22 protein-coding genes and 1 riboswitch are annotated in these 25,028 nt (G+C 60.4%); of the genes, 7 read left to right on the top strand and 15 right to left on the bottom strand.

Features of this window, described 5'->3' with window-relative positions; all coding sequences use genetic code 11:
- Window positions 1–199: 199 nt before the first annotated feature.
- Entirely contained in the window at window positions 200–793 is a 594-nt protein-coding gene (locus EKM88_RS08825; protein ID WP_125705305.1) for a TVP38/TMEM64 family protein, read from the top strand.
- Between the two features lie 49 nt (window positions 794–842).
- On the opposite strand, the gene EKM88_RS08820 is transcribed toward EKM88_RS08825, so the two are convergent.
- The 9 genes from EKM88_RS08820 to groES form a co-directional block, all read right to left on the bottom strand.
- Window positions 843–1,403, bottom strand: coding sequence for a Maf family protein (locus tag EKM88_RS08820; RefSeq protein ID WP_125705303.1), 561 nt, complete (start codon window positions 1,401–1,403; stop codon window positions 843–845).
- Window positions 1,400–3,343, bottom strand: coding sequence for a DNA mismatch repair endonuclease MutL (mutL, locus tag EKM88_RS08815; protein ID WP_125705301.1), 1,944 nt, complete (start codon window positions 3,341–3,343; stop codon window positions 1,400–1,402). The genes EKM88_RS08820 and mutL overlap by 4 nt, the downstream gene beginning before the upstream one ends.
- A gap of 4 nt (window positions 3,344–3,347) precedes the next feature.
- Complete coding sequence (gene mutS / locus EKM88_RS08810) at window positions 3,348–5,915, bottom strand: DNA mismatch repair protein MutS (RefSeq protein WP_125705299.1); 2,568 nt, start codon at window positions 5,913–5,915, stop codon at window positions 3,348–3,350.
- A gap of 877 nt (window positions 5,916–6,792) precedes the next feature.
- Window positions 6,793–8,628, bottom strand: coding sequence for an APC family permease (locus tag EKM88_RS08805; protein WP_125705297.1), 1,836 nt, complete (start codon window positions 8,626–8,628; stop codon window positions 6,793–6,795).
- Window positions 8,629–8,837: 209 nt separating this feature from the next.
- Window positions 8,838–9,191, bottom strand: a complete 354-nt coding sequence (locus tag EKM88_RS08800) for a DUF1827 family protein (protein ID WP_125705295.1) — start codon at window positions 9,189–9,191, stop codon at window positions 8,838–8,840.
- Between the two features lie 24 nt (window positions 9,192–9,215).
- Complete coding sequence (locus tag EKM88_RS08795; RefSeq protein ID WP_125705293.1) at window positions 9,216–10,361, bottom strand: MFS transporter; 1,146 nt, start codon at window positions 10,359–10,361, stop codon at window positions 9,216–9,218.
- 211 nt (window positions 10,362–10,572) lie between these two features.
- Complete coding sequence (locus EKM88_RS08790; protein ID WP_125705291.1) at window positions 10,573–10,767, bottom strand: hypothetical protein; 195 nt, start codon at window positions 10,765–10,767, stop codon at window positions 10,573–10,575.
- 114 nt (window positions 10,768–10,881) lie between these two features.
- Window positions 10,882–12,510, bottom strand: coding sequence for a chaperonin GroEL (groL, locus tag EKM88_RS08785; RefSeq protein WP_125705289.1), 1,629 nt, complete (start codon window positions 12,508–12,510; stop codon window positions 10,882–10,884).
- Between the two features lie 40 nt (window positions 12,511–12,550).
- Complete coding sequence (groES, locus tag EKM88_RS08780; RefSeq protein ID WP_125705287.1) at window positions 12,551–12,835, bottom strand: co-chaperone GroES; 285 nt, start codon at window positions 12,833–12,835, stop codon at window positions 12,551–12,553.
- A gap of 230 nt (window positions 12,836–13,065) precedes the next feature.
- Here groES and EKM88_RS08775 point away from each other — a divergent pair, with 230 nt between their 5' ends.
- The 3 genes from EKM88_RS08775 (at window position 13,066) to EKM88_RS08765 (ending at window position 15,035) form a co-directional block, all read left to right on the top strand.
- Window positions 13,066–14,130 carry an LCP family glycopolymer transferase gene (locus tag EKM88_RS08775; RefSeq protein WP_125705285.1) on the top strand — a complete coding sequence of 355 codons (1,065 nt, stop codon included), beginning with the start codon at window positions 13,066–13,068 and terminating at the stop codon, window positions 14,128–14,130.
- A 65-nt stretch (window positions 14,131–14,195) separates the two neighbouring features.
- A complete protein-coding gene (locus EKM88_RS08770; RefSeq protein ID WP_125705283.1) occupies window positions 14,196–14,675 on the top strand; it encodes a hypothetical protein in 480 nt (159 codons plus the stop codon).
- Between the two features lie 159 nt (window positions 14,676–14,834).
- Window positions 14,835–15,035, top strand: coding sequence for a DUF2188 domain-containing protein (locus tag EKM88_RS08765; protein WP_125705281.1), 201 nt, complete (start codon window positions 14,835–14,837; stop codon window positions 15,033–15,035).
- A gap of 565 nt (window positions 15,036–15,600) precedes the next feature.
- Here EKM88_RS08765 and EKM88_RS08760 read toward each other — a convergent pair.
- Entirely contained in the window at window positions 15,601–16,260 is a 660-nt protein-coding gene (locus EKM88_RS08760; RefSeq protein WP_125705279.1) for a redox-sensing transcriptional repressor Rex, read from the bottom strand.
- Between the two features lie 205 nt (window positions 16,261–16,465).
- On the opposite strand from EKM88_RS08760, the gene EKM88_RS08755 reads away from it, so the two are divergent.
- Window positions 16,466–18,400: an ABC-F family ATP-binding cassette domain-containing protein gene (locus EKM88_RS08755; RefSeq protein WP_125705277.1), complete on the top strand. Its 1,935-nt coding sequence runs from the start codon at window positions 16,466–16,468 to the stop codon at window positions 18,398–18,400.
- 62 nt (window positions 18,401–18,462) lie between these two features.
- Here the strand turns inward: EKM88_RS08755 and EKM88_RS08750 are convergent, their stop codons facing one another.
- The 5 genes from EKM88_RS08750 to EKM88_RS08730 all read right to left on the bottom strand — a co-directional run bounded on the left by EKM88_RS08750 (window position 18,463) and on the right by EKM88_RS08730 (window position 22,851).
- Window positions 18,463–19,800 carry a chloride channel protein gene (locus tag EKM88_RS08750; RefSeq protein ID WP_125705275.1) on the bottom strand — a complete coding sequence of 446 codons (1,338 nt, stop codon included), beginning with the start codon at window positions 19,798–19,800 and terminating at the stop codon, window positions 18,463–18,465.
- Between the two features lie 121 nt (window positions 19,801–19,921).
- Window positions 19,922–20,944, bottom strand: a complete 1,023-nt coding sequence (tsaD, locus tag EKM88_RS08745; RefSeq protein ID WP_125705273.1) for a tRNA (adenosine(37)-N6)-threonylcarbamoyltransferase complex transferase subunit TsaD — start codon at window positions 20,942–20,944, stop codon at window positions 19,922–19,924.
- Between the two features lie 10 nt (window positions 20,945–20,954).
- A complete protein-coding gene (gene rimI, locus EKM88_RS08740; RefSeq protein WP_125705271.1) occupies window positions 20,955–21,491 on the bottom strand; it encodes a ribosomal protein S18-alanine N-acetyltransferase in 537 nt (178 codons plus the stop codon).
- Window positions 21,475–22,197, bottom strand: a complete 723-nt coding sequence (gene tsaB / locus EKM88_RS08735; RefSeq protein ID WP_125705269.1) for a tRNA (adenosine(37)-N6)-threonylcarbamoyltransferase complex dimerization subunit type 1 TsaB — start codon at window positions 22,195–22,197, stop codon at window positions 21,475–21,477. Before tsaB ends, rimI begins: the two co-directional genes overlap by 17 nt.
- A 129-nt stretch (window positions 22,198–22,326) precedes the next feature.
- Window positions 22,327–22,851 carry a folate family ECF transporter S component gene (locus EKM88_RS08730; protein ID WP_125705267.1) on the bottom strand — a complete coding sequence of 175 codons (525 nt, stop codon included), beginning with the start codon at window positions 22,849–22,851 and terminating at the stop codon, window positions 22,327–22,329.
- 37 nt (window positions 22,852–22,888) lie between these two features.
- A riboswitch (THF riboswitch) is annotated at window positions 22,889–22,983 on the bottom strand.
- Between the two features lie 415 nt (window positions 22,984–23,398).
- Between EKM88_RS08730 and EKM88_RS08725 the strand changes: the two genes are divergently transcribed.
- The gene (locus EKM88_RS08725; RefSeq protein ID WP_125705266.1) at window positions 23,399–24,367 is read left to right on the top strand and encodes an asparaginase; all 969 of its coding nucleotides are present in this window, start codon (window positions 23,399–23,401) and stop codon (window positions 24,365–24,367) included.
- Window positions 24,354–25,001 (top strand): endonuclease III domain-containing protein, encoded by a 648-nt coding sequence (locus EKM88_RS08720; RefSeq protein ID WP_125705264.1) that lies wholly within the window; start codon window positions 24,354–24,356, stop codon window positions 24,999–25,001. Before EKM88_RS08725 ends, EKM88_RS08720 begins: the two co-directional genes overlap by 14 nt.
- Window positions 25,002–25,028: the final 27 nt, after the last annotated feature.

The raw sequence follows: 25,028 nt of genomic DNA, 5'->3' as shown, positions 1-25,028 counted from the left end.
TTGCCATCCTTTCAGTACACACGTTTGCCCACCATTTTATCATACTTGAGCCGAGGTGACGAAACTGTTCGTGCAAGGCGCAGCGCCGTGCTACCGGCCTCGGGCGCAGGACCGAGCCCGTTTCAGTCAAACGGCCCGCTAGCCAAGCGCCGCCGCGCTTGCTAAACTTAACTTAATCACAACGAAAGTGGGTGCGCAGATGTCCCCGACCACGGCCCGCCGCTTCATCAACCTCGGCGCCTTCGTCAGCCTAAGCGTATGTCTTGGCCTGACGGTTTACTGGTACCAGCTCGGCGTCTTTCACGACCTGCCGAGCCTACAAGCTTACCTGACCACGACCGGCCTTGTTGGGCCGCTAATTTTCATCGGCATCCAGATCATCCAGGTCGTCATCCCGATCATCCCTGGCGGTATCAGCACCGCCGCCGGTGTGCTGCTGTTCGGGCCGTGGGCAGGCTTTGCCTACAACTACATCGGCATCAGCATCGGCTCGTGCCTCAACTTCTTTTTGGCGCGCCACTACGGCAAGCCGTTCATTCTGTTCATCATCAGCGAGGCGACTTACGACAAGTACATCGCCAAAACCACGAATCAGCACCGCTTCAATTGGCTGTTCGCGGCGGCCATCATCGCGCCGGTCGCACCAGACGACGTGCTGTGTCTGATCGCGGGGCTGACCAAGATGAAATTTTCCACCTTCTTTTGGATCATCGTGCTGGGCAAGCCGGTCACCATCGCCGCGTACTCCTACGCCTTGATCGTCGGGGCGCAGTGGCTCCTGCAGTTCTTCTGATCACACTAAGGCGCGCCGCCTCCATCTTGGAAGCGGCGCGCCTTTTCGTTTAGTCCAGGGCAAGTCCGTGAAGCATGCGGCCAAGCGTTGCGATCGGCAACCCGACAATATTGTAAAAGTCGCCGTCAATGGCGCGCACCAACAACGCCCCTTGCCCCTGAATGCCGTACGCGCCCGCCTTGTCGCGGTACTCGCCGGTATCGAGGTAGCGGTCGATCGCCGCGTCATCCAGCGGCCAAAAGGTCACGGCCGTGGTGACCACCGCGGTTTGCAGCGGCTGGCCCGGCCGCGCGATGGCGAGCCCGGTGGCACAGTGGTGCGTGGTGCCGGCCAGCTGGCGCAGCATCCGGGCCGCATCCGCGCGGTCCTTGGGCTTGCCCAGCAGGTCAGCCCCTTGATAACACATGGTGTCCGCGGCGATGACGGTGGCCGCCGGGTGCAGCGCCGCCACCGCCTGCGCCTTCGCGATCGCGAGGCTTTGCACGTATGGCGCGGGCGCAAGCACCGGCAAGGCGCGCTCGTCGATGGCCGCGGGGACAACGGTGAAGTCAGGCACCAGGCGGCTGAGGAGCTCACGCCGGCGCGGCGAGCTGCTGGCGAGGATGATCATTGCCGCGCCTCACTTTCGTGGCTGTCCTGGATGCGCTTGAACATTTTCTCCAAGTCCGTGTTAGAAAAATGCACAAGCACCGGCCGACCGTGCGGGCAGTTGAACGGGTTCTCCGCCGTTGCCAGCTTGGTCAACAGCGCCTGCGCCTGCGGGGCATCGAGGTGATGGTTGGCCTTGATGGCGCACTTACAGCTCATCATGATGGCCGTTTTCTCCCGAAAATCGGCCACGCTGAGCTTGCCGTCCCGCAACACCCAGTCGACCATCTCGCGGATCGTTTCGGTTTCTTGCCCCGCCTTGAACCAGGTCGGGTGTTGGCGCACCTCGAAGGTGTTTTGGCCAAAATCCTCCAAGTACAGGCCGACGCTTTCCAACACGTCGCGGTGCGCACGAATCGCCACCGCGTCGCTGGCGGGGTAATCCAACACCAGCGGCACGAGCAGCGCCTGCTGCGCGGTGCCGACCTCGCCGATCGCCACGCGGTAGTACTCGTAGTTCACCCGCTCCTGGGCGGCGTGCTGATCGAGCAGGTACAGCCCGTCTTCGGCCTCCGCCAGCAAGTAGGTGCCGTGCACCTGCGCCAGGTAGCGCAGGTGCGGGAAGCGCTCAGCCGGGGCGGCCACCGGGGTGAGCTTCGGCGCCGGCTCTGCCGCCGGTGCAGGCTGCGCGTAACGTGCGTCCCACGCCGCCAGTCGGGCCGGATCCTTGAAGATCGGTTCGCTTGGCAAGTCGGTAATCGCCAGGCCAAAGCCGGCGGGCTGCGATGACGTCGCCGGCACCGGTGAGGCGTCGGTCGCCGCCGGTTGCGCCGATGCTGCAGGGGTGGTCACAGGCAGCGGGGCAACGGTTTCCTGCACGGTTTGGGCCTTGGACGCCTCGTTGAGCGTCATCGCCAGCTGGTCTAGGTTCACCGCCGGGTGGTGCGGCAGGTTGTGCAAGGCATCCGGGATCAAATTCTGCGCACCCAACTGATGGCGAATCGCATCTGTCAAAAGCGCGCCCAGCTGGTCCTCTTTGCTCAGGCGCACCTCCTGTTTCGTCGGGTGCACGTTCACATCGACGAGAAGCGGATCCATCTGAATGTTGATGATCGCCACTGGGTAGCGCCCGACCATCAGCTTGGAGCCGTAACCCGCGATCAGGGCCTTGGTCAGCTGGTAGTTTTTGATGTAGCGACCATTGACCATCAGGCTCAGGTAGTTGCGGCTGGCCCGGGTGGTGTCCGGCAGGCTCGTGAACCCTGAAATGGTGAAGTCGAGGTCCTGCCCCGTGATCGTCATCATCGCCTTGGCCGTGCCGACACCGTAGATGCCGGCGATGGTTTGCTGCAGGTCGCCGTGACCGGCCGTTTTGAGCATCAGGTTCTGCCTATTCTTGAGCGTCACCGCCACTTCCGGGTGTGCCAGGGCGAGCCGGTTGACGATGTCGGCGATGCGCGACAGTTCGGTGGCTTGCGACTTGACGTACTTCAAGCGCGCCGGCGTGTTGTAAAACAGGTCGTGCACGGTCAACTGCGTCCCTTGGCGGGCGGCCGTGGTCTGCTGCGCCAGGAACTTACCGCCCTGAATGTGGGCCTGGGTGCCCAGCCCGTCTTCGGTGGCAGTGATCAGGGTGACATCGGCGACCGCCGCGATACTGGCCAGCGCCTCACCGCGAAACCCGAGGCTGTGCACATTGAACAAGTCGCGCGTGGTCAGGATCTTGGACGTGGCGTGGCGCAAAAAGGCCGTGGGCACATCCTCGGCAGCGATCCCGCTGCCGTTATCGATGACCTGCACGGTGCGCATGCCGGCGTCTTCCACCAGCACATCAACTTGCGTGGCCCCGGCATCGATCGCGTTTTCGACCAGCTCCTTGACGACACTGGCCGGGTGTTCGATCACTTCCCCGGCAGCAATCTGGTTTGCCAGCGTCTGGGATAATTCGTGGATCTTGGCCATTCGCTCACCTCTTCTTCAGTTGCTTTTGGACATCATACAACAGGTTCATCGCATCCATCGGGGTCGCCGCCATCAGGTCGAACTTCGCCAGCTTCTTCAACAGCGGGTCGGGCTTGGCGACCGCGGGTTCCGGTTCAAACAACGACAGCTGGGCCTCGGCCTCCTGCACAACTGGCTGAGCCGGCGCAGTGCTCGGGCTGTCGGATTCCAGCGTGCTGAGGATCGCATCGGCGCGGTTGAGCAGGCTGCTCGGCAACCCGGCCAGCTTGGCGACATGGATCCCGTACGACTTATCGGCCGGCCCCGGCAGCATCTTGTGCAAAAAGACCAGCGTGCCGTTTTCCTCGACCGCCCCGACGTGCACGTTTTGGAGCTTGGCCAGCTGATCGGCCAGCGCCGTCAGCTCGTGGTAGTGGGTCGAAAACAGGGTCTTGGCGTGCACATGGTCGTGCAGGTACTCGATGATGGCCTGCGCCAGCGCCATGCCGTCATACGTGGCCGTGCCCCGCCCGATTTCGTCAAACAGGATCAGCGAACTGGCCGTCGCGTGGCTCAGAGCCGCCTCAGCCTCCATCATCTCGACCATGAACGTACTTTGGCCGTTGGCGAGGTCATCGGCCGCCCCGATGCGGGTGAAGATCTGGTCGAACACCGGCAGGCTGGCGTCGGTGGCCGCCACAAAGCTGCCGGCCTGCGCCATGATCACGGTCAATGCGAGCTGGCGCATGTACGTGCTTTTCCCTGACATGTTCGGGCCGGTGATCAGCAGGATGTCAGTTTGATCGTCCATGATGACATCGTTGGGGATGTACTGGGCCTCGCCCAGCACCAGCTCGACCACCGGGTGCCGGCCGCCGTGGATCGCCAGGTCGTGGCGGCCGGCGTGCATGCTCGGCCGCACAAAATGGTTGTTCTCCGCGACCACCGCGTAGCTTTGCAGCACATCCAGCGCCGCCACGCGCGCCGCCAGCTGCTGCAGCCGGGTGATCTGCGCCTTCACCTGCTCGCGAATATCTTGGAACAGGTCGTACTCCAGTCCGGTGGCGTGCGCTTCCGCTTCCAGGATCAGGCTTTCCTTTTCCTTCAGCGCCGGCGTGGAAAACCGTTCCGCGTTAGTCAGCGTTTGCTTGCGCTCGTAACGGTCGGCCGGGACCTTGCTCAGGTTGGCCTTGGTCACCTCGATGTAGTAGCCGAACACCTTGTTGAAGCGGATGCGGAGGTTGTGGATCCCAGTGGCCGCGCGCTCGCTGGCCTCTAGTTCCGCGATCCACTGCTTGGAGTTCGCCATAGTTTCGCGGTAGGCGTCGAGCTTGGCGTTGTAGCCGCGCAGGATCACGCCGCCATCCATGATGGAGATCGGCGGCTCCGGCTCGATCGCCCGGCGGATCAGGTTCGCGACATCCTGCACCGGATCCAGTGCGTCCAGCAGCGCCGTGAAGCTGCCATCGTCGAGCGTGGCCAAAATGTTTTGCAGCGCGGGGATCTGGTCCAAAGACGTCTGCAACTGGATCAGGTCGCGCCCGTTCACCGTGCCGTACGCCACGCGCCCGGCCAGGCGCTCCAGGTCGTACACCTTGGTCAGGCGCTCCTGCAGCTCGCTGCGCTCGAAATAGTGGTCTAAGAGGTCCTGCACCTGGTTTTGCCGCGCCGTGATCTGGTTGAGGTCCAAAAGCGGCCGGTCCAGCCACTGCTTGAGCAGTCGGCCGCCCATCGCGGTTTTGGTCTTATCGAGCACGGCCAAAAGCGTGTCGCCTTTGCGCCCCGTGCGGCTGTTCTTGAGGATGTCAAGGTTGGCGCGAGCGTCTTGGTCCATCTCCAAAAACTCGGACGGCGCGTACGCCACCGCTTTTTGGATGTGGGCCAGGCTGCGCTTTTGCGTCGTCAGCAGATAGTTCATCAGCATCGCCACGACCTCGACTTCAAGCGAGTCGGTCAGGTCCTGGCTGACGTAGCTCGCCTCGGCCTGCACTGCTGCGGTCCCATGGCTCAGCAGGCGCCCGGCACCGATCAGCTGGGCGTCCGCGTCTGCCAGCTCCTCTGGCACCACGACTTCGCGGGCGTTGAGCGCCCCTAGCTCGTTTTGCAAGGTGAAGCGGTTGGTCAAAACGGTCACCTTAAACTCCCCGGTGGACAGGTCCGCGTAGGCGAAGCCGTAGCGCTCGGCTTGCGGCACCACCGCGGCCAGGTAGTTATTCGACTTGGCCTCACCGATCTTGACCGCCATCTTGGTCCCCGGCGTGACGAGCTGGATCACCTCGCGGCGCACCATCCCCACGGCCTTCTTCGGGTCCTCCATCTGCTCACAGATAGCGACCTTATAGCCCTGGTCGACCAGAATGTCGACGTAGCTTTGCGCCGCGTGGTGCGGCACCCCGCACATCGGGATCGGATCGGTCGCGCTTTTGTTGCGCGCCGTCAGCGTCAGCTCCAGCAGCTGGGAGCCCTTGATGGCGTCATCGTAGAACAGCTCGTAAAAGTCCCCGATGCGGTAGAACAAAAAGGCGTCCGGGTACTGATCTTTAATCGCCTGATACTGTTGCATCATCGGCGTGTCTTGCGTTTTTTGCGGCATCACTGACGCTCCTTAACTTGGGTTGATTACGGTCTATTCTAACATTGATTACGTCTTTCGGGGAGGGCACCGTTCCTGGTTTCCTTTCGTCTGTGCCCACCCCGATCCGTTCGTCACACAGGCCCAGACATCCTTTCTTTCTCGCCTCATTTGCACGGTGTTGTTCGGTAGCGTGCTTGCCGGCAACACCGCAAGCCACCGTAGGGCGCACGCGACCGGAGGTGTGAGACTGCTGCTAGGCGGCACACTTTGCCGGCTTACAACAATGGTGGGTCTGGAGACCGCACTTTGACGTCTGGGAACCCCATGCGTTTCGCCGCCACCCGCCTCCGCTTCCAGTGTCACAGGCTGAATCTCCGTCCTCCGATGATGATTAACTGAAACATCCGGGGGAAAACCGATAGCGACCGAAAGCCGTGTTAGCGCCCAGTGACCCTACCAAGGCTCGTATTCTAAGCATCTGAACACCACGCAAGCCGCCTTGGCTAGCTCGCCAGGTTGATTATAACCACTCACTGTTCGGTGATTTTGAATGTCAGTCACCACCCCAGGCCTCTTAGGTCGGCAGGCGTAGCGGCGCAGATTGGGGCCCAGCAGTATCGAGCTCCTTAGTGATTTATCGCTTAGAAGCTGGGCCGTGTTTGAGCCTGACTTGCGGGCTTGGCAAGTCGGGTTCAACCCGAGGGAAAAGACAGTGCACTTCTGGCTTTTTCCGGGCCCCACTGCGTTCCGGCCCCAAAAGCTGCAGAGCGGAACCTGCCGGCCTAAGTGACCGGCCAGACTCACGCTGCCGGCCAGCGTGGGAACGGCACTAAGTCTGAGTTCGCCCTGATCTCGCTAAAAAAGCACCCCAAAAGTGGGGTGCTCGATAACGGGCTTAGCGCTTCAAGTGGTAACTATACGTAGCGATGATGACGTTCTCACGGCTGGCGAACGCAGCGCGTAGTCGCAAGTTTGTCTGGTTGTGCAAGATGTTTTGCCATGGCTTCTTCGGCACGAACTGCGGGATCAGCACGGTGGTCGTGAAGTTACGCTTGGCCGCGTTGCGGGCAACGATGTCTACGAAGCGAATCGTTGGCCCCTCAACCGAGCGGTACGAGGAATGCACATCGACAAAGCGGACATCCGGAAAGTCGCGCTTGAACTCGGCTTGGGTCTCCTGCTCCTTGTTCGGGTTCTCGTCCATCGACACGTGCATCGCGATGACGTAATCCCCGATCGTCTGCGCGTAATTCAGCGCCCCGCGCGTCACGCGGGTCACATTGCCGACCAGCACGATCACGGTAGAGCCCGCGTAGTCGTGCAGCTCAATGTCTTGCGGCAAGCGCAACTGCGCCGCGACTTCTTTGTAGTGGTCGTGAATTTTCCAGAAGACGAACACAAGGGCTGGCATGATGATGAAGAACGGCCAGATGTCTGGCAGGCGGTAAACGAACAGGATCACCAGGATGGCAAAGGAGATCAGTGCGCCCGTAAAGTTGGCGATGCTCTTGCCGATCCAGCCCTTTTCGGTCGTGTGACGCTTCCACCAGTGCCGGATCATCCCAGTTTGCGACAGCGTGAACGGAATGAACACGCCCACCGCGTACAGCGGGATCAGGCGCTCGGTGGACCCTTGGAACATGGCGATCAGAAGCCCAGAGCCGATCGCGAGGGTCAAGATCCCGTTGGAGTAGCCGAGTCGGTCGCCACGGTCCATGTACATGTGCGGCATGTACTTATCCTTGGCCATGTTGTAGGCCAGCACTGGGAAGGCGGAGAACCCCGTGTTCGCGGCCACAGCCAGGATCAGCGCGGTCGCAAACTGGATCACGTAGTACATCAAGCCGGTGCCACCAAACGTCGCCTTAGCCACCTGCGACAGCACAGTCACCTTGGTTTCCGGCACGATGCCGTACCAGTAGTTCAAGAACGTGATCCCGGCAAAGAAGAAGCCGAGGATCGTGGCCATGATGGCTAGCGTGCTGGCGGCGTTGTGCTCGCGCGGCTTTTTGAAAAACGGTACCGCGTTACTGATGGCCTCGACCCCGGTCAGCGAACTCGACCCGCTGGAGAACGCGCGGAAGATCAGCGCCATGGAGATCCCTGGCACCACGCCACCGACGATCGCGGTGGCGTGGTACGGGATCGCCCCGGTGGCGATCTGGTACAGCCCCCAGCCGATCATCCCTGTGATGGAGACGACGAACAGGTAAACGGGCACCATCAGGAAGTTCGCGGATTCGCTCAACCCGCGCAGGTTCATCGCGGTCAACACCACGATGATGATCAGCGCGATGGCGACCTCATGGCCGTACAGCGCCGGGATCGCCGAGGTGATCGCCTCGGCCCCAGCTGATGTCGACACCGCGACGGTCAGCATGTAGTCGATCAGCAAACTGCCGCCGGCTGCGAGCCCCGCGTTTTGGCCGAGGTTCTCACTCGCCACGAGGTACGCGCCCCCACCGCTCGGGTAGGCGTGAATGATCTGCCGGTACGACAGTGTCAGGCTCAGCAGTAAGACGAGCACGAAGGCGGCGATCGGTAAGGAATACCAGATCGCGGCCGCAGAAAGGGTCGTCAGGACTAAGACGATCTGCTCAGTCCCGTACGCCACGGAAGACAGGGCGTCTGACGACAGCATCGCCAGCGCTTTGAGCTTCCCCAGCTTTTGGCCCCCTTCTTCGGAGGATTTTAGGGGTTTCCCCACCAATAACCGCTTCAATTGAGACATACTAACGCTCCATTTCCAAGTGATCGCTTGCCATAGCAAACTAAAGCATTATAAAACTCACGTCGAGCAAATACTAGCAGAAGTTTAAGCAATGGTAAAGCTGTTGCCCGCGGTGTCTACGCTCGTCAGGCGGGTGTGCGATGGTGGTAGACAAAAAACAGGGCCGCGCCCCTTGGGCAACGGTCCCGTTTGGCACACCGCCAAGCGCCTTATTCGCGCGTGCGCTTTTCGATGATGACCAGGTCCTTCACGCGAACCTTGCGGTGCAGGTCCGCCTCGATCTGGTTCTTCGCCGCATGGTTGATCGTCAGATCGTCCTTGGCGACGCCGTCAAAGAGTTTGGCCACCACAAAATCGATCTCGTCATCCTTGATGTTACGCGTATCGTGGGTCATGACCAGCTCATCTTTTTCGAAGCCCTCGATGAAGTACACGTGAACGGACCCCAGCGTGTACAAGCGAAAGGCCTTCACGGTGCTTTGCCCGTACAGGTAACGCATCGTGTACGGCAGCATCTTGTGCAAGCTTGCATTCAAACGAATCGGGTTTTCAATCAACTTCATAGCATCAGCTCCTTTAAGTTCAGTTTACCACAGCCACCACCCCACGGCTGTGATGACCCCCAGGATCGCGCCCATCAGGCCAAACGTCGGGCCAAACCCCCACGCTGAAATGGCCGCGCCCAAGGCTGGAAAGCCCACCACCATGAGAACTGAGAATAACAGCGCACTGACCGACAGCAGCGTTGCCCGTTGCGCACTGGGGATCGCCGCGTTGTAATAAACGGCAAACACGGGCGGTAGTAGCGCGCTCAGCGCATAGATCAGCACGTACGCCACGACCATCCCTCCAGTGTGCCCAAGTCCCGCAAGCCCCATCAGGATGATCAGGCTCAGCGTCAACCCCAAGGCCACGCGCCGCGGTGGCAGTTGGGTCAGCCGCGGGCTCAGCGGAATGATGGCCAACGCTGCCACGGCAGTCCCGGCAAGTAGGCTTGTGATGCCCAGACTGCTGAAGTGACGCACCGCCATCTCCTGTTGAAAGTAGTAATAATAGCCGGTGGCCAGCGTGGCAAAGCCCGCATCAAAGCCCATCAGGCGCCGCAAGCGGCGATCGTGCCGTAGCACCCCACCCGCCGCTTGGAGAATTGCCAGCAGCGGTTGCGGGGTGCGCTGCTGATGCGTGACAGGCTCCTTGAGCTGACCTGCCAGTCCCCAGGCCACAACGGCCGCCCCCGCAGCGATGCCATAAGTGGCCGCGAAGTGCCAATGCACCATCGTCCCTGCCACCAGCAAACCGCCGCTGGCCGCCCCTTCGCCGATCAGATTCAGCCGACTGGTCACCTGTGCCCACTGGCCCTCAGTGTGGGTGGCCTGAAGCGATTCGTACAACAGAGCCTCAAGCGTGCCGGACTGCAGGTTATACGACCAGGCCGACAGCACAAAGCTCAGAGCAAACCACCCGACCCCCCCGTTGACCAGCATCATCAGGCTGGCAAGCACTGCGGCGATGCGGCTGAGCCCGAGCATCCGACGGTACGTGAAGCGGTCCGCCAAGGCCCCGGACGGCACCTCACTCAGCAGGCTGGTCAAGTGAAACACACTTTCGCACAGCCCGATCGCCACTAGGCTCAGGCCCCGCTGACCCAAGTACAAGACCCACAGTTGGGTAATGCCGAGATTCGTCAAAAAGGCGTACGCGTACGCCACGTGTAACTGTTTGGTTATTTTCATTGGATTGATCCTCATCTGAGGCTTGCCCCAACACGAAAACACGCTGGCCATCACAAAATGGCCAGCGTGTTCATGCCGTGGCCAAGCAGAAAAAAACTGCAAAAAAGGGCGCACTTCGCCCCTTAGGCCACTCAGATGTTTGCAACTCCGTGCTTCAAAATCAACCAATGACGCATAACGTTCTCCTTAAATCCCTTGAGGTAAGGGCGGCTTACATGCCGCTCGCCAATGACCACAAAACGGCCATCCAGTAAACACTGCCACCGATCATCACAACGCCCAGAATAATCTGGATCCAGCGCGTGATGGTGCTGACGGGCGCCTTTTTGGCCGACACCAGCAAAATCACGCCGACTGCTAGCAAAATCAACGCCAACAACACGGCTGGCACAACGATGCCCAACATTCCACTCACCTCCGTCTATGGCATTATAGCACACTGGCGCAGGGGGTGCCAGCCGGATCAGATCAAAAAAACGTCAGGCGATTAGGCCTGACGTTTCTTTGACGATTCAACTGCTTACATCATCCCGCCCATGCCTGGGGCACCGGCACCCGGTGCGGGCACGTCAGCCTTTGGATCTGGCTTGTCGGCCACAACGGCCTCGGTGGTCAGGATCAGCGCCGCAACAGAGGCAGCGTTTTGCAGGGCCGAACGGGTCACCTTGGTTGGGTCGATGATACCGGCCTCAGCCATGTTTTCCCACTTGTCGGTCGCCGCGTTGTAGCCGAAGCCGGTGTCTTCGTGCTTCATGCGTTCCACGATGACGGAGCCTTCCAGGCCCGCGTTTTCGGCGATCTGGCGAACAGGTTCTTCAAGGGCGCGCAGCACGATGTTGATCCCAGTTTGCTCGTCGCCTTCCTCGGTCAAGGCCGCAACGGCCTTTTGCACGTTGACCAGAGCGACACCACCACCGGCCACGTAGCCTTCTTCAACGGCCGCACGGGTCGCGTTCAGGGCGTCTTCGATGCGGTACTTGCGCTCCTTGAGCTCGGTTTCCGTCGCAGCGCCGACCTTGATCACGGCAACGCCACCGGCCAACTTGGCCAAGCGTTCCTGCAACTTCTCCTTGTCAAAGTCGCTGGTCGTGTCTTCGATCTGCTTCTTGATGGTGGCCACACGTTCTTCGATGGCCGCCTTGTCGCCGGCGCCTTCAACGATGGTCGTGTTGTCCTTGGTGATGGTGACCTTGCCAGCCTGGCCAAGCTGCTCCAGCTTGGTGTCCTTGAGGTCCAGCCCGAGGTCAGACGTGATCACGGTCCCACCGGTCAGTGTCGCAATGTCTTCCAGTTGCGCCTTACGCCGGTCGCCAAAGCCTGGCGCCTTAACGGCAACCACATTGAAGGTCCCACGGATCTTGTTCAGAACCAGAGTCGGTAGGGCTTCTCCGTCCACATCATCGGCGATGATCAACAGCGCCTTACCTTGCTGCACAATGTCTTGCAGCAGTGGCAGGATGTCTTGGATGTTGGAGATCTTCTTGTCGGTGATCAGGATGTATGGGTTATCCAGGTCCGCTTCCATCTTGTCGTTGTCGGTCACCATGTACTGGGACAGGTAACCGCGGTCGAACTGCATCCCTTCAACAACGGACAGCTCGGTTTGGATCCCCTTGGATTCCTCGATGGTAATGACGCCATCGTGGCCCACTTTTTCCATCGCATCGGCGATCAAGTCGCCGACTTCAGGGTCTGCGGAGGAGACACTGGCCACCTGCGCGATTTCCTTCTTGCCGGAAACGGTGTGGGAGATGGCATGCAATTCGTCAACGGCCGCCTTCGTGGCCTTTTCGATCCCGCGGCGAATGCCGACTGGGTTAGCCCCGGCGGTCACGTTCTTCATGCCTTCGCGGATGATGGACTGGGCCAAAACGGTCGCGGTGGTGGTCCCATCACCGGCGATGTCGTTGGTCTTGGTGGCAACTTCAGCCACAAGCTTCGCGCCCATGTTCTCGTAGTGGTCTTCCAGCTCGATGGACTTGGCGATGGTCACCCCATCGTTCGTGATCTCAGGGGAGCCGTAAGCTTTGTCCAACACGACGTTGCGGCCTTTCGGGCCAAGGGTCGTCTTAACGGTATCTGCTAACTTATCAACGCCGGCCAACATTGCGTGGCGGGCGTCTTCACCAAACTTAATATCTTTTGCCATGTGTTTCGTTCACCTCATATGATAGTTTTTGATTACGACACTACTCAGCGATGGCCATAAGGTCCTTTTCGTGCAGGACCAGGTACTTCTCGCCTTCGTACTTCACTTCGGAACCGGCATACTTGTCGTAAACGACCACGTCGCCAACCTTGACAGTCAGTGGCAGCAGCTTACCTTCCGGGGTGCGGGCACCGGCCCCCACGGCAACGACTTGACCGGATTGTGGCTTCTCCTTGGCGTTGTTCGCCAAGACGATGCCCCCGATAGTCTCTTCCTGCTCTTCAACGACCTGCACGATCACGCGGTCTCCTAATGGTTTTAACAAGGCAATCCCTCCATACTTGAATTGATGAGCTTTAGCACTCTTGGTATCTAAGTGCTAAGTACACTTGTTACTATAACGAGTTCGGGGGCAAAATGCAACCCCCGTGATTCAGTCTGTTATACTGGATGCATCCCTTGGTTCGTTAAAAGAGCGTTAAGTTCCCACCGCTTTGGTGTAACGCTTGTGTGATTCACTACAATGAAACCAAACTCTGACTCAAGGAGGCTGTTATGGACAGTCGCAGCGCACGCCACAAGATGCACCACCCAATTCTGAAGCTCATCCTACTCGTCGTCTCCACCGCCCTTGTGGCCGGTGGGCTGTACGGGCTGCGCTTGTACAGCCAAGCCAAGTACGCCATTGACTCGACCTATTCCAAACTTGGCAGTGATAGTAACACCGATGTGGCAACGACCATCAAGACCAAGAAGCCGTTCGCCGCCCTGCTGCTCGGCGTCGACACCGGTGCCGATGGCCGCACCGAAAAAGGGCGCACAGACACGATGATCATCGCCGTCGTTAATCCGGCCAAGCAGTCCACCACCTTAGTCAGCATCCCGCGTGACACCGCGGCCAAGATGATCGGCACGAAGTCCTTCAATATGCAAAAGATCAACGCCGCCTACGAACTCGGCGGCTCGACCATGGCCGTTGACACGGCCAAGGCCTTGGTCAATGTGCCCATCAAGTACTACCTGACTGTCAACATGGCCGCCTTGCAAAAAATCGTGGACGCGGTCGGCGGCATCGACGTGGCGGTCCCGTTCACCTTCACCAGCAAGTACACCGGCGGCCAGACCTTCACCAAGGGGCAGATGCATCTCAATGGTGAACTGGCTCTAGCCTACGCCCGGATGCGCCACGAAGATCCCCAAGGCGACTACGGCCGCCAGCAGCGCCAGCAACAGGTCATCAAGGCGATCATGAAAAAAGCCGTGTCCATGGACGCGCTCAAGAACTTCAGCACCTTGCTCAAAACCATTTCCGGTAACATGCGCACGAACCTGAGCTTCGACGACATGATGAGCCTCGTGCAAAACTACCGCGGTGCGGCCAAGACCATCACCACCGACCACATTCAGGGCCACGATGCCTGGGTTTACCCCGGCCCCGCCTCCTACCAGATCCCCGCGACCGAAGAGCTTCAGCGCGTCTCCGACAAGCTGCGCGCCGCCCTCGGCCTGAGCAAGGAGACCCTCGCGAACCAAAACGTCCGAGAGAACAACGCTAACACCCAGTTCAACTGGGATAACGCTAACGCCCAGACCTACACCATCTACAACCCTGATTTATAACCGCCATCCCTGCACAACGCGCCACCGTGCCGCGTCGTGCGCAGACTGAGACAGGAGCGCCTGCGATGAAATTCTGGTGGTTTTTGGCGATCATGTTACTGACTATCGTGGTAGGGGGCTCACCGACCACGATGCTGCCTGCCCCCAAGGTATCCAACCACGAGGCGGGCACTGACAGTGAAAACTTTTACGTCTATTTGCCCGACCACTGGTACATCGCGGGCGGGCCGATGGGCAACGCGCTGACATACGCGACAAAAGCACCCGAGGCCATCACCCAAGGCGATGGCCTGAGCCACATCTTGACCGATGTTGATCGCGTGGCTTGGGATCAGACGACGATCCTCGTAGTGGGTCGGGTCAGCGGCATCAACACCCCCATCAAGTACGTGGCGGTCGATATGAAAACCGGTGCGCAGACCTGGCGGGACTCGCGTGCACAGATCACGCGGGCTGTGCCATCAACCCAGCCATTCAAGCTCAAAGACGTCTCGGCCTACGCTTGGCATGTGCACCTGCGCAGAGCGGATGCGGTCGCGCCGTGACCATGCCGCCTCATCCCTGCCGGTTGACACGACGCCCGCCCCGGCATTGCCGCACCTTTGCGGTCCCGCGCAGTTTTCACGTCCCGCGAGGGCTACGGCTGGCCGCCGCCGTCACCAAGGGCTTACCATAGAGGCAACCCAACCTTGGAGGTGACTTGCATGACTTGGACGTTGACCCACTGCCCCACCCCACTTACGCAAACGCGTCAGCTGGTGCGCAAAAAGACCCTCGAAATCGCCAATGACTTGCGGCGAGAAAACGTGCCGGATCACTTGGCGCTGGCACTTGCCTTACGTCAGGCCCGCCAGTGGTACCAGGCGGCGGACGCCTCAACGCGCGCCGCGTATGCGCGGCATTAGGGGGCAAACACCACTTCGCGGGCTGATGCGTTGCGGCACAAATAATGTTATTTAATATTGCGGATATCAGCTGGTGATAAAGCCGCTTGCCGACCGCTCAGGACCGCTTTTTTCATCATGTCCTTCGCCGCAGGTCATCGACCCACCTGATTTGCACTGCTTGCGGGCTAACGCAAACCATGCTATATTATGGGGGAAGAATCAGTTGCACGGCAACACGAAACCCGCCCCTAGTGTGAATAGGGACGGGTCTTTTTTCACCTTGACATCAGGCGCGTTGGCTGGCGGCAACTGATCACCGATCATCGTCGCCTATCCGGCCAATAGGCGAATAGCTCACAAGCTATCCCCACCGACAATGGGGCGATGATCTGAAAAAGAATCATCTGCACGACAACACCCCCCTTCGAGGCAGTTGCCGCTGTCAGTGTAACAGGTGACCTACATTTCTGTCGATTTTTCGTTATTTATTACTGACAACCCCTGGCATGACGCGGAAATACGATTTCACCGATGCAAAAGAACGGGGCCCTGACTGCGCAGTCAGGGCCCCGTTCTTTTGCATTTAGTCTTCGTCCGGGCTTTCCTGCAGCGTTGGGCCGTAGTGATCCAGGAAGTAGATCAGCGTCTGCAACTCGGTGGCCAAGTCCACGTTCTGGACGCGCACGTAGCTTGGCACGGAAATGCGGATCGGGGTGAAGTTCATGATGCCTTTGATCCCCGCTGCCACCAGTTCGTCGGTCAGCGTCTGCGCCGCATCGGTAGGCACGGTCAGGATCACGATCTCGATCTGCTGCTGGTGGATCTGGTTGGCCAGCTCAGCCATCGGGTACACGGGCACGCCGCTTTGAATCGTGCCGGCGATCTCCGGGTTGACGTCAAACCCGGCACTGATCCGGATGTTGTTGGCCTGACGGAAGTTGTAGTTCAACAGCGCGTGACCGAGGTTCCCGACGCCGACCAGCGCCACGTTGGTCAGCCGGTCTTGGTTCAAGATCTTCTTGAAGAACTTGATCAGATCCGCGACATCGTAGCCGTACCCACGCTTGCCCAGCGCGCCAAAGTACGAGAAGTCCCGCCGAATCGTGGCGGAGTCCACCTTTACGGCCTCAGACAATTCGGTGGAGCTGACCTTGGTCGTGCCTGAGTTCGCCAAGAAGTTCAGGTAGCGATAGTACAAGGGCAACCGCTTAGCGGTGGCCTTTGGAATAATTGTTTCTGCCATAATGTTCCTCCTATGGGGCGCGAAGGGCGCCGATGTGGTTGAAGAGTGACCGATTTGTGAAAACACCGGCATACTTTCATTTTTATAGTAACCGGTTTTGCGAAAACCTGCAAGCATTCCAGCCCAGCTTGCTCAATTTTTTTCACAAATGTCTTGCCGGTGGTATGGTACACTGGAATCAAATGCACCGAAAGGACACGATACCATGATCATCATGCAAGCCCAAGGCGTTGGGCGCAGCTTCGACGGCAACGACTTGTTCACCAACATCAGCCTCGAAGTGCAAACTAATTCCCGCATCGGTCTTGTCGGCCCCAACGGGATCGGCAAGACCACCCTGCTGGAAATTCTGGCGGGACTAAACCCACCGGACGGCGGCCAGGTCACGACCGGCAAAAACATGTCAGTCGGCTACTTGGCCCAGGACTCTGGCCTCGACTCCAGCCGCACCATTTTTGCCGAAATGCTCACCATCTTCGACGACTTGATCGCGATGGAGGCACGGATGCACGCCCTTGAAGCACAGATCGCCGACCCGGCGCTGGCCAACGACCCCGCGCAGTTCGAGCAGGTGATGCATCAGTACGACCAGCTCCAACACGACTTTGAGGCCAACAACGGGTACGGCTACCGGGCCGAGATCCGCGGCGTTTTGACCGGCTTCAAGTTTCCCGAGGCGACCTGGGAGATGCCGATCCACACCCTGTCCGGCGGCGAGCGCTCGCGCCTGGCGCTGGCCAAACTGCTGCTGGAGCACCACGACCTGATCATCCTGGACGAGCCGACCAACCACTTGGACATCGACACCCTGACGTGGCTTGAAGGCTACCTGCGCGGTTACGCCGGGGCGCTTTTGACCGTCAGCCACGATCAGTACTTCCTCGACCACGTGGTCACGGAGATCTACGAGCTGACCGCCAGCCGCGCCGTCCACTACACGACCAACTACAGCGGCTACCTCAAGCAAAAAGACCAGAACCGCGCCTTGGCGTGGAAGGCCTATGAGAAGCAACAGGAAGAGATTAACAAGCTGCAGGAGTTCGTCGACAAGAACATCGTGCGCGCCAGCACCACCAAGCAGGCCCAGGCCCGGCGCAAGCAGCTGGAGAAGATGGACCGCCTTGAGCGCCCCGAAGGCCCAGAGAAAACCGTTCACTTCAAGTTCACGCCGGAAAAGGTCAGCGGCAACGAGGTCTTGCAGGTGCGCCAGGCCACCGTGGGGTATTCGGCGGCGGAACCGATGGCCGGCCCCATCGATTTTCAGGTCAACAAGGGTGACCGGATCGCCATCATCGGCCCCAACGGCGTCGGCAAGTCCACCCTGCTCAAGAGCGTGCTCGGCCAGATCCCATTCTTGGCCGGCAGCGCGCGCTTCGGCACCAACGTCACCACCGGGTACTACGATCAGGACCAGCACCAGCTCCACTGGGACAAGTCCGTCATCGATGAGATCTGGGACGATCACCCGACCATGCCGGAAAAAGACATCCGCTCGGCCCTGGCCGCCTTTCTGTTTGACGCCAACGACATCGAAAAGCGCGTCGGTGACCTGTCCGGGGGGCAAAAAGCGCGCCTGGAGCTGACCAAGCTGGCGCTGAAGCACGACAACTTCCTGATCCTGGACGAGCCGACCAACCACTTGGACATCAACTCCAAGGAAGTGCTGGAGCAAGCCCTCGCCGATTTTGCCGGCACCGTGCTGTTCGTCTCCCATGACCGATACTTCATCAACGAGCTGGCCACCAACATCGTCGCCGTTGAACCGACCGGCAGCCACTTGTACCTCGGCAACTGGGACTACTACCAGGAGAAGTTGCAGGAGCAGCTCGCCTTGGCCGCCGAGGCCACCGGCACCGCAGACGCACCGGTCGCAAGTGAAGCCAAGCGCGACTACCAGCAAAGCAAACAGGACCAAAAAGCGCAGCGCAAGCTTGAACGCGAAGTCGCTAAGCTGGAAGACACGCTCAGCACCCTGAGCGAACAGGCCGAGACCCTGCAACAGGCCATGACCGCCCCAGCCGTCCTCACGGATTACGTCAAGATGCAGGACCTGCAGGAACAGCTCGATGCCGTCAACGCTCAGGTCGCCGCAACCGAAGACGCCTGGGAGGAGGCCAGCCTCAAACTGGAGGAGCTGTGACCCCCACACACCAAAGCGGCCCACTCGTTCACGCCAACGAGTGGGCCGCTTTATTGTGTCGCCTAATGATCCGCCGCATGCTTTATAGCCGCCAAGAGCGCCTCGCCTTTGCTCTGAAGCAGGTCGGCGGTTTCAGTTTCCCCCACCGTTTCAGGTGGCAGCGTGCGCGTGTCGGTGAACCAGTTGGCCACCACCATTGCCAGGGCAATGCCCAGCGCCAGCGGCAGGAGTGCGGCGTAACTGAGGTGGCTGACCTCAAACACCATCATCATCGCCATCAACGGCGCCTGCTGGGTCACGGCCAAAACGGCCGCGGCGCCGACCACGGCGCACTGCCACACGACCACCGGCGTCACCCAAAGGTTGATGGCCGTGCCCACGGCGGCCCCAACCGCGGCGCCCACCGCGATGGACGGCGTCAGGGTGCCACCGGCCGCGCCGGCCGCAATACTCATCAGGGTCACCAACGCTTTGACCAGTGCCCCGAGAAGCAATAGCGGCACCAGTGCAGTCAGGCGGTTATCGAACACGAGCTGGGCGAACGCGCGCCCGTTGCCGCACACCTGTGGGAACACGATCGCGATCAATCCTGTTGCCAGCGCTGCTAGGGGCAGCTGCCACAACAGCGGCCGCCGCTGCGCCTGACGCACCGCGGCCCACTGAATGGCCCGTCGAAACACTGCCCCCACCACGCCGCAAACCGGCCCGACCGCCAACAACGCCACGGCCAGCCGCGGACTGAACGGCGTGCTCGCCAGTAGGTAGTACGGCTTGAAGCCCTTGAGCGTTGCGCCGACGAAGGTCGCGATCACCGACATCGTCAGGCTGACGACCACGGCTCGGCGCGAGACGCGCTGCAGGAGGATCTCAACGGCAAAAAGCATCCCCGTGATCGGCGCAATGTAGACGCCAGCAAACCCGGCGCCGGCCGCCGCAGCCACAATCAAGTGCTGGTCGGCCGCACTCAACTGAAGCCCCCACCGGACCAAAACGCGCTGCCACCACTGCGCCAGCATCGCGGCAAGTTCGCGCGGGGCGAGCTCGCGCCCGACCGATCCGCCCGCGCCGACGAACAGCATCTGCGTGAACGTGTGCACCACCGTGGTGCCCCCTGGCATCGTTTGCCCGTGCACCGCGTTTTTGACGCTGACGGTCGGCCGCATGCGATTGCGCACCCACCACCACAAAATCGCCGCCACGAGGCCGCCACCGACCAGCACCGCCACCCGGCGCACCGGGCTCACGGCCAGCGCGGCCGGGTGCGCCGCCGTTTCAGTAAAGTTGAGCAAGACGTGCGTGACCAGTTCCAAGAACAGACTCAGCGCCACCGCGCCTAGTCCCGCGAGCACGCCGCACGTCACCGTGACTAGAAGCAGTACCCCGTTATGTTGTGACTTCATGGCTACATCCTTTCATCGCTTCTTTCATTTTAGTTTAGCACATTTGCCCGCCATGCTTCGGCTCGGCCAGAATTGAAGCCAAAACAAAAAAGCCTCCCGCAGGCGGCTTTCTGTCATTCTTTCAGGCGTGGGCGAAGTTCAACCCGGGTACCGCATTGAGGCTTTCATCCGCCAAGTGGCCATGCGCCAGCTCAACATGGGCGGCCGCGCCGATCATTGCGGCGTTGTCGCCGGTCAGGCGCACCGGTGGCACGATCAAGTCAACATTTGGGAACTGCACGGCCAGCGCCGCACTGAGCGCCTCGCGCAGCCCCTGGTTAGCGGCGACCCCGCCGGCCACGACCAGCTGGCTGACCGGATGGGCGGCCAGCGCCCGGCAGGTTTTGTGCACCAAGACGTCCACCACGGCGGCCTGGAAGCTGGCGGCCAGGTCGTTGCGGTTCAGCGTCTCCCCGATCTGGTCGGCGTGGTGCACCGTGTTGATGAACGCGGACTTCAGGCCACTGAAGCTGAAGTCCAAGTCCGAAGAATCATCCATGGCGCGGGGGAAATGAAACGTATCCTGCCCCAGGTGGGCCAAGCGGTCCACTTCCTTGCCGGCCGGGTACGGAATGCCCAGCACCCGGCCGATTTTGTCGTACGCCTCGCCCGCCGCATCATCGCGCGTGTCGCCGATGATGGCAAAGTCGCCCGCGGCCTTCATGATCACCAGCTCCGTGTGCCCGCCGGACACCACCAGCGCCAGCAGGGGGTACTGCAGCGGCTTGACGAAGCGGGCCGCGTAGATGTGCCCCGCCATGTGGTTGACCGGGATCAGCGGCAGGCTGTGCGCATAGGCGACGGTTTTGGCCGCCGTCACACCGATCAGCAGGCTCCCCACCAGCCCAGGGCCGTACGTGACCGCCACGGCAGTCAGGTCCGGGTAATCGACCTTGGCCTCGGCCAGCGCCAAGTTGATGACCTCAGTGATCTGCTCAACGTGGTGGCGGCTGGCCACCTCCGGCACCACGCCGCCGAAGCGCTTGTGCGAGTTGATCTGCGTGGCGATGATGTTGCTCAGGATCGTGTCGCCGTTTTCGATCACGGCCACGCTGGTTTCATCGCAGCTGCTTTCAAAAGCCAAAATTAGTTCGCGTTCTTGCATGTTCATTCTCCTACTCGTCCAGCCGGCGCCACATATCCATCGCGTCTTGGTGATCGGCCACGTAATAGCCACGCTTGATGGCGCCGTCCTTGAACCCTAGCTTGTGATACAGCGCCTGAGCCGCCACATTGTCCGTGCGGACCTCAAGGGTCATCTGCGCGCTGCCAAAATCCAGCGCCTTAGCGTGCATCACTTCCATCAGCGCCTCACCGATGCCCCGCCGCTGCGCGCTTGGCGCCACCGCGATGTTCGTCACGTGCGCCTCTGCCTTGGTGAACCAGCAGCCGACAAAGGCCACGATCTCGTCATCACGCAACACCACTAAATACAGGGACTGATGCACCTTGCGCAGCTCGGACAAAAACGCGATCCGGTCCCACGGCGTCTCCCCGTACACGGCGCGCTCGATTTCAAGCGCTGCGTCAATATCTAGGTTCGTCATTCGCCGTAGCTGGTAGGTCGTTCCTTTGACCGCCAGCACCTGTGGGCGAAACGTCAACTCGATCGGTGGTTCTGGGTCGAACCACGACTTAAACCTTTTCAACATAAGGCGCGTGCCTCTCTGCATGGTGCGTCTTCAGCCAGTTCGTCTCCGCCTCGGTCAGGCGCAGGTACCGCGGCACGAACGTGATGGGGGAAACTGGAGCCGCGTGTCCCCCTAACTGGGCAAGGCGGCTGGCGTGCGGCAGCGCGTCGATCGCATCGACAAAGTGGGCCGCGCTGCCGAGCGCTTCTTCGATCGTGGCGCGAAACTGCGGCACATCCGCCCCCACGAAGGTGACCGGCTGGTTCAGCAGGCGCAACTGGTCCAGCAGCTGGCTGAGCGCCAGATGCCGATCGACCAGCACGTTGACCAGCTGACCGCGGTCCCACTGGTAGCCACCCGCAAACACGTTTTGGCGCCGGGCGTCCATCAGCGGCACGATCAGGTTGCGCGTGCGCGTCACATTCGCCGCCAGCACCGCCAAACTCGACACGCCGACCAACTCAAGGTTCAGCGTGGCCGCCAGCGTCTTGGCCGTGGTCACCGCAATGCGAATGCCGGTATACGACCCCGGCCCGTCTGCCACCGCCACCCGGTCCAGGTCGCTCGGGGCCAAGGCGTTAGCCTGCAGGAGGCGACTGATGGTCGGCAGCAGCTGCTCGCTGTGCGTCTTCTTTCGGTTCAGCAGTTCTTCGGCCATCAGCTGGCCGTCAACCATGACCGCCACGCTCATCGCCTGATTCGACGTATCAAGCGCCAACACTTTCATTGCGTCCACTCCTTTGATTTATCCCCCTAGTTTACCACACGGGACCACGCCGCGGTATTGGGCGTGCGCCGCCCCAGGGCCGCGCAGGCAGCAAAAAAGCCGCCACAATTCGTGGCGGCTTGAGTCGGTTTAGAAATTCAGGCGCGGCCGAATGCGTTCGACCGCCTTCAGCGTGCTGTACGCCAGGAAGGTTTGGATCGGCAACATCACAATGTTCTTGAGCACGCGGATGCCGATGATCCCCTGCCACGGCGTCCCCATCATGTCCAACCACAGGGTGGTGAAAAAGACGTTGCAGATGAGCAGGACCAAGAACACCGCCAGAAGCGTCCGCCAGACACTGACCGTTTTTTGGTGGAAAAACATCCCATAGAGGATCGCGGCCAACGCGGCCGACAGGGTGAAACCCGGGAAGTTCGTGCCCGGCATGAACAGCCAGGCACCCAGTTGATCGGCAAGCGCGGCCGTGAGCCCACCCAGCCATGGGCCGAGGTAGTAACCCATCAGGATCGTGGCGAAGAAGGCCGGGCTCACTTGCAGAAAGCTGGTGCCAAACGAGAAGCGACCCAGCACGATCTGCATGGCCACCAGCAAACCCATATACACAATGGCTTTACTCGAAAACTTGGGGCTGGTAAATGATAATACTGTCATGATGACAATCTCCTTTGGTAGGAGACGCCTAAAAAAACTAGGCGAATGCGGCGCCAACACCGCGACTGCAGTCTTCGTCCACCGTTCACATTCCGTTCCGGCGGCACTTAACGCGTTGACGTCTACTCCTTAGATTTATGGTACTCACCTATCATACCTGTCGCGACAGAAAGTGCAACATTGTGCACAAGTGAATAATTAGCGAGTTATGAGTTGTCTCACACAAAACTCTTTTCATTTCCCTTGTGAGTCCCCCGCCGGCTTTAATCGCCCAAGGCTAAACTAACAGTTAGTAACCACCTAGTACCAACAACCCGTTTCGGGTTTCCCTCATATAGGCGTGCGGCCTGGTCGCACGCCTCTTTTGTACCCCCAGAGCGACGTGGCGCACACTTAGCGCAACGCAACTCGTTGAAAACCGGAAAGCTGAGCGGAAGCGCGCCCTACTACCCCACACCGGCCAAACCCGCGCTTTCAGCCCAATCCCCATCATTGTCAGCATCGCACCTGCGTGCTACCCTGAAGCTACTATCAACGGAGGTTCCACATGAAACACATTCTTGCGTTACACACCGGCGGCACGATTTCGATGACCGCAACAGACACCGGCGATGTGGTGCCAAGCGCCATCAATCCTTTACTCGATCTTTCGGCCCACCTTGAGGGCATTGAAGTAACTAGCGAGGAGGCGTTCAACCTGCCCTCGCCGCATGTCACACCCGCACATATGCTGGCCCTGAGCCAGCGCATTCGCCAGGCGGAAGCTGCCGGCATCGACGGGGTCGTAGTGACCCACGGTACCGATACGCTGGAGGAAACCGCCTACTTTCTCGATCTCACACTGGACCCGACCATTCCGGTAGTCGTCACTGGGGCCATGCGGTCGGCCAACGAAATCGGCTCAGACGGCCGCTACAATTTTCTCAGCGCGATCCGGACTGCGGCCAGCGCAGGTGCCCGGCACAAGGGCTGCTTGGTCGTGATGAACGATGAGATCCACACCGCCCGGTTTGTGACCAAAACGCACACCACTAATGTGGCCACCTTCCGCACACCGACGTTTGGCCCGGTTGGCCTCGTGAACAAGGACGGCGTGCGCTTCTTTCAGGAGCTCATCAACCAGCAGGCCTGTCGGATCGACCACGTCATCGCCAAGGTCTTCTTGCTCAAAGCCTTTGCGGGCATGGACGGCACGCTCTTTGACGCGCTACCGACCAGCACCCAGGGCCTTGTGATCGAAGCGTTGGGGGCCGGTAACCTACCCCCGGCAACGCTGCCGGCACTGCGGCGCCTCATTGACCGCGGCGTCCCCGTAGTCTTGGTGTCACGCTGCTTCAACGGCGTGGCCGAGGATTTTTACGATTACGAAGGCGGTGGCGTCAACCTGAAGAAGATGGGCGTGATCTTCTGCCAGGGGTTGAACGGGCAGAAGGCACGCATCAAGTTGATCGTTGGCCTCAGCAACGGCAAGCAAGGCGCAGTGCTCGCCGATTACGTGAACAATGCCATCAGCTGAGCTCGACCTCACCGCGCTTTACCACACGCTGGCCGAGTGGCTCGGCCCTTCCGGCTGGTGGCCCGCCGACTCCAAGATAGAGATCGCGGTCGGCGCCATTCTGGTGCAAAACACGGCGTGGCAAAACGTCGACCGCTCGCTGACCAACCTCCGCCAGGTCACCGCCTTTGACCCGCACCGCCTGCACGCGCTGCCCCAGGCGACCCTGATCGAGCTGATTCGGCCGAGCGGCTTCTACCAAAACAAGAGTCGTGCCTTGATGGGGTTGTGGGACTGGCTCGCGCAGTGGGACTTTGACCTGACTCAACCCGCGGCCATGCCCCCGGCCGAGCTGCGCCAAACCCTGCTGAGCCTGCGCGGCATTGGGGCCGAAACGGCGGATGCCATGCGCCTTTACGTCTTCGACCAGCCGACCTTCGTCGGCGACCAGTACGCCCGCCGACTATTCGGCTGGCTCGGGCAGCCGTTTGCGAGCTACGCGAAGCTCTTCGCCGCCACCCACTCCGTTGCCGCCTGGCCGCTGCAAGATGCCCAGGAGTTGCACGGATTGATCGACAATCTGGGCAAACAGATTAAAACCGCGCCTGATTTAGTCACCACACCGCTTGCGCACAAGCGATTGATTCTGAGATAACAAAAACCGCATGAAACCTTCGTCATC

This window comes from Lacticaseibacillus daqingensis (genome assembly GCF_003946115.1).
GTDB classification, from domain to species: domain Bacteria; phylum Bacillota; class Bacilli; order Lactobacillales; family Lactobacillaceae; genus Lacticaseibacillus; species Lacticaseibacillus daqingensis.
The sequence above is the reverse complement of the archived record's forward strand: the minus strand, read 5'-3'. Positions and strand labels throughout refer to the sequence as shown.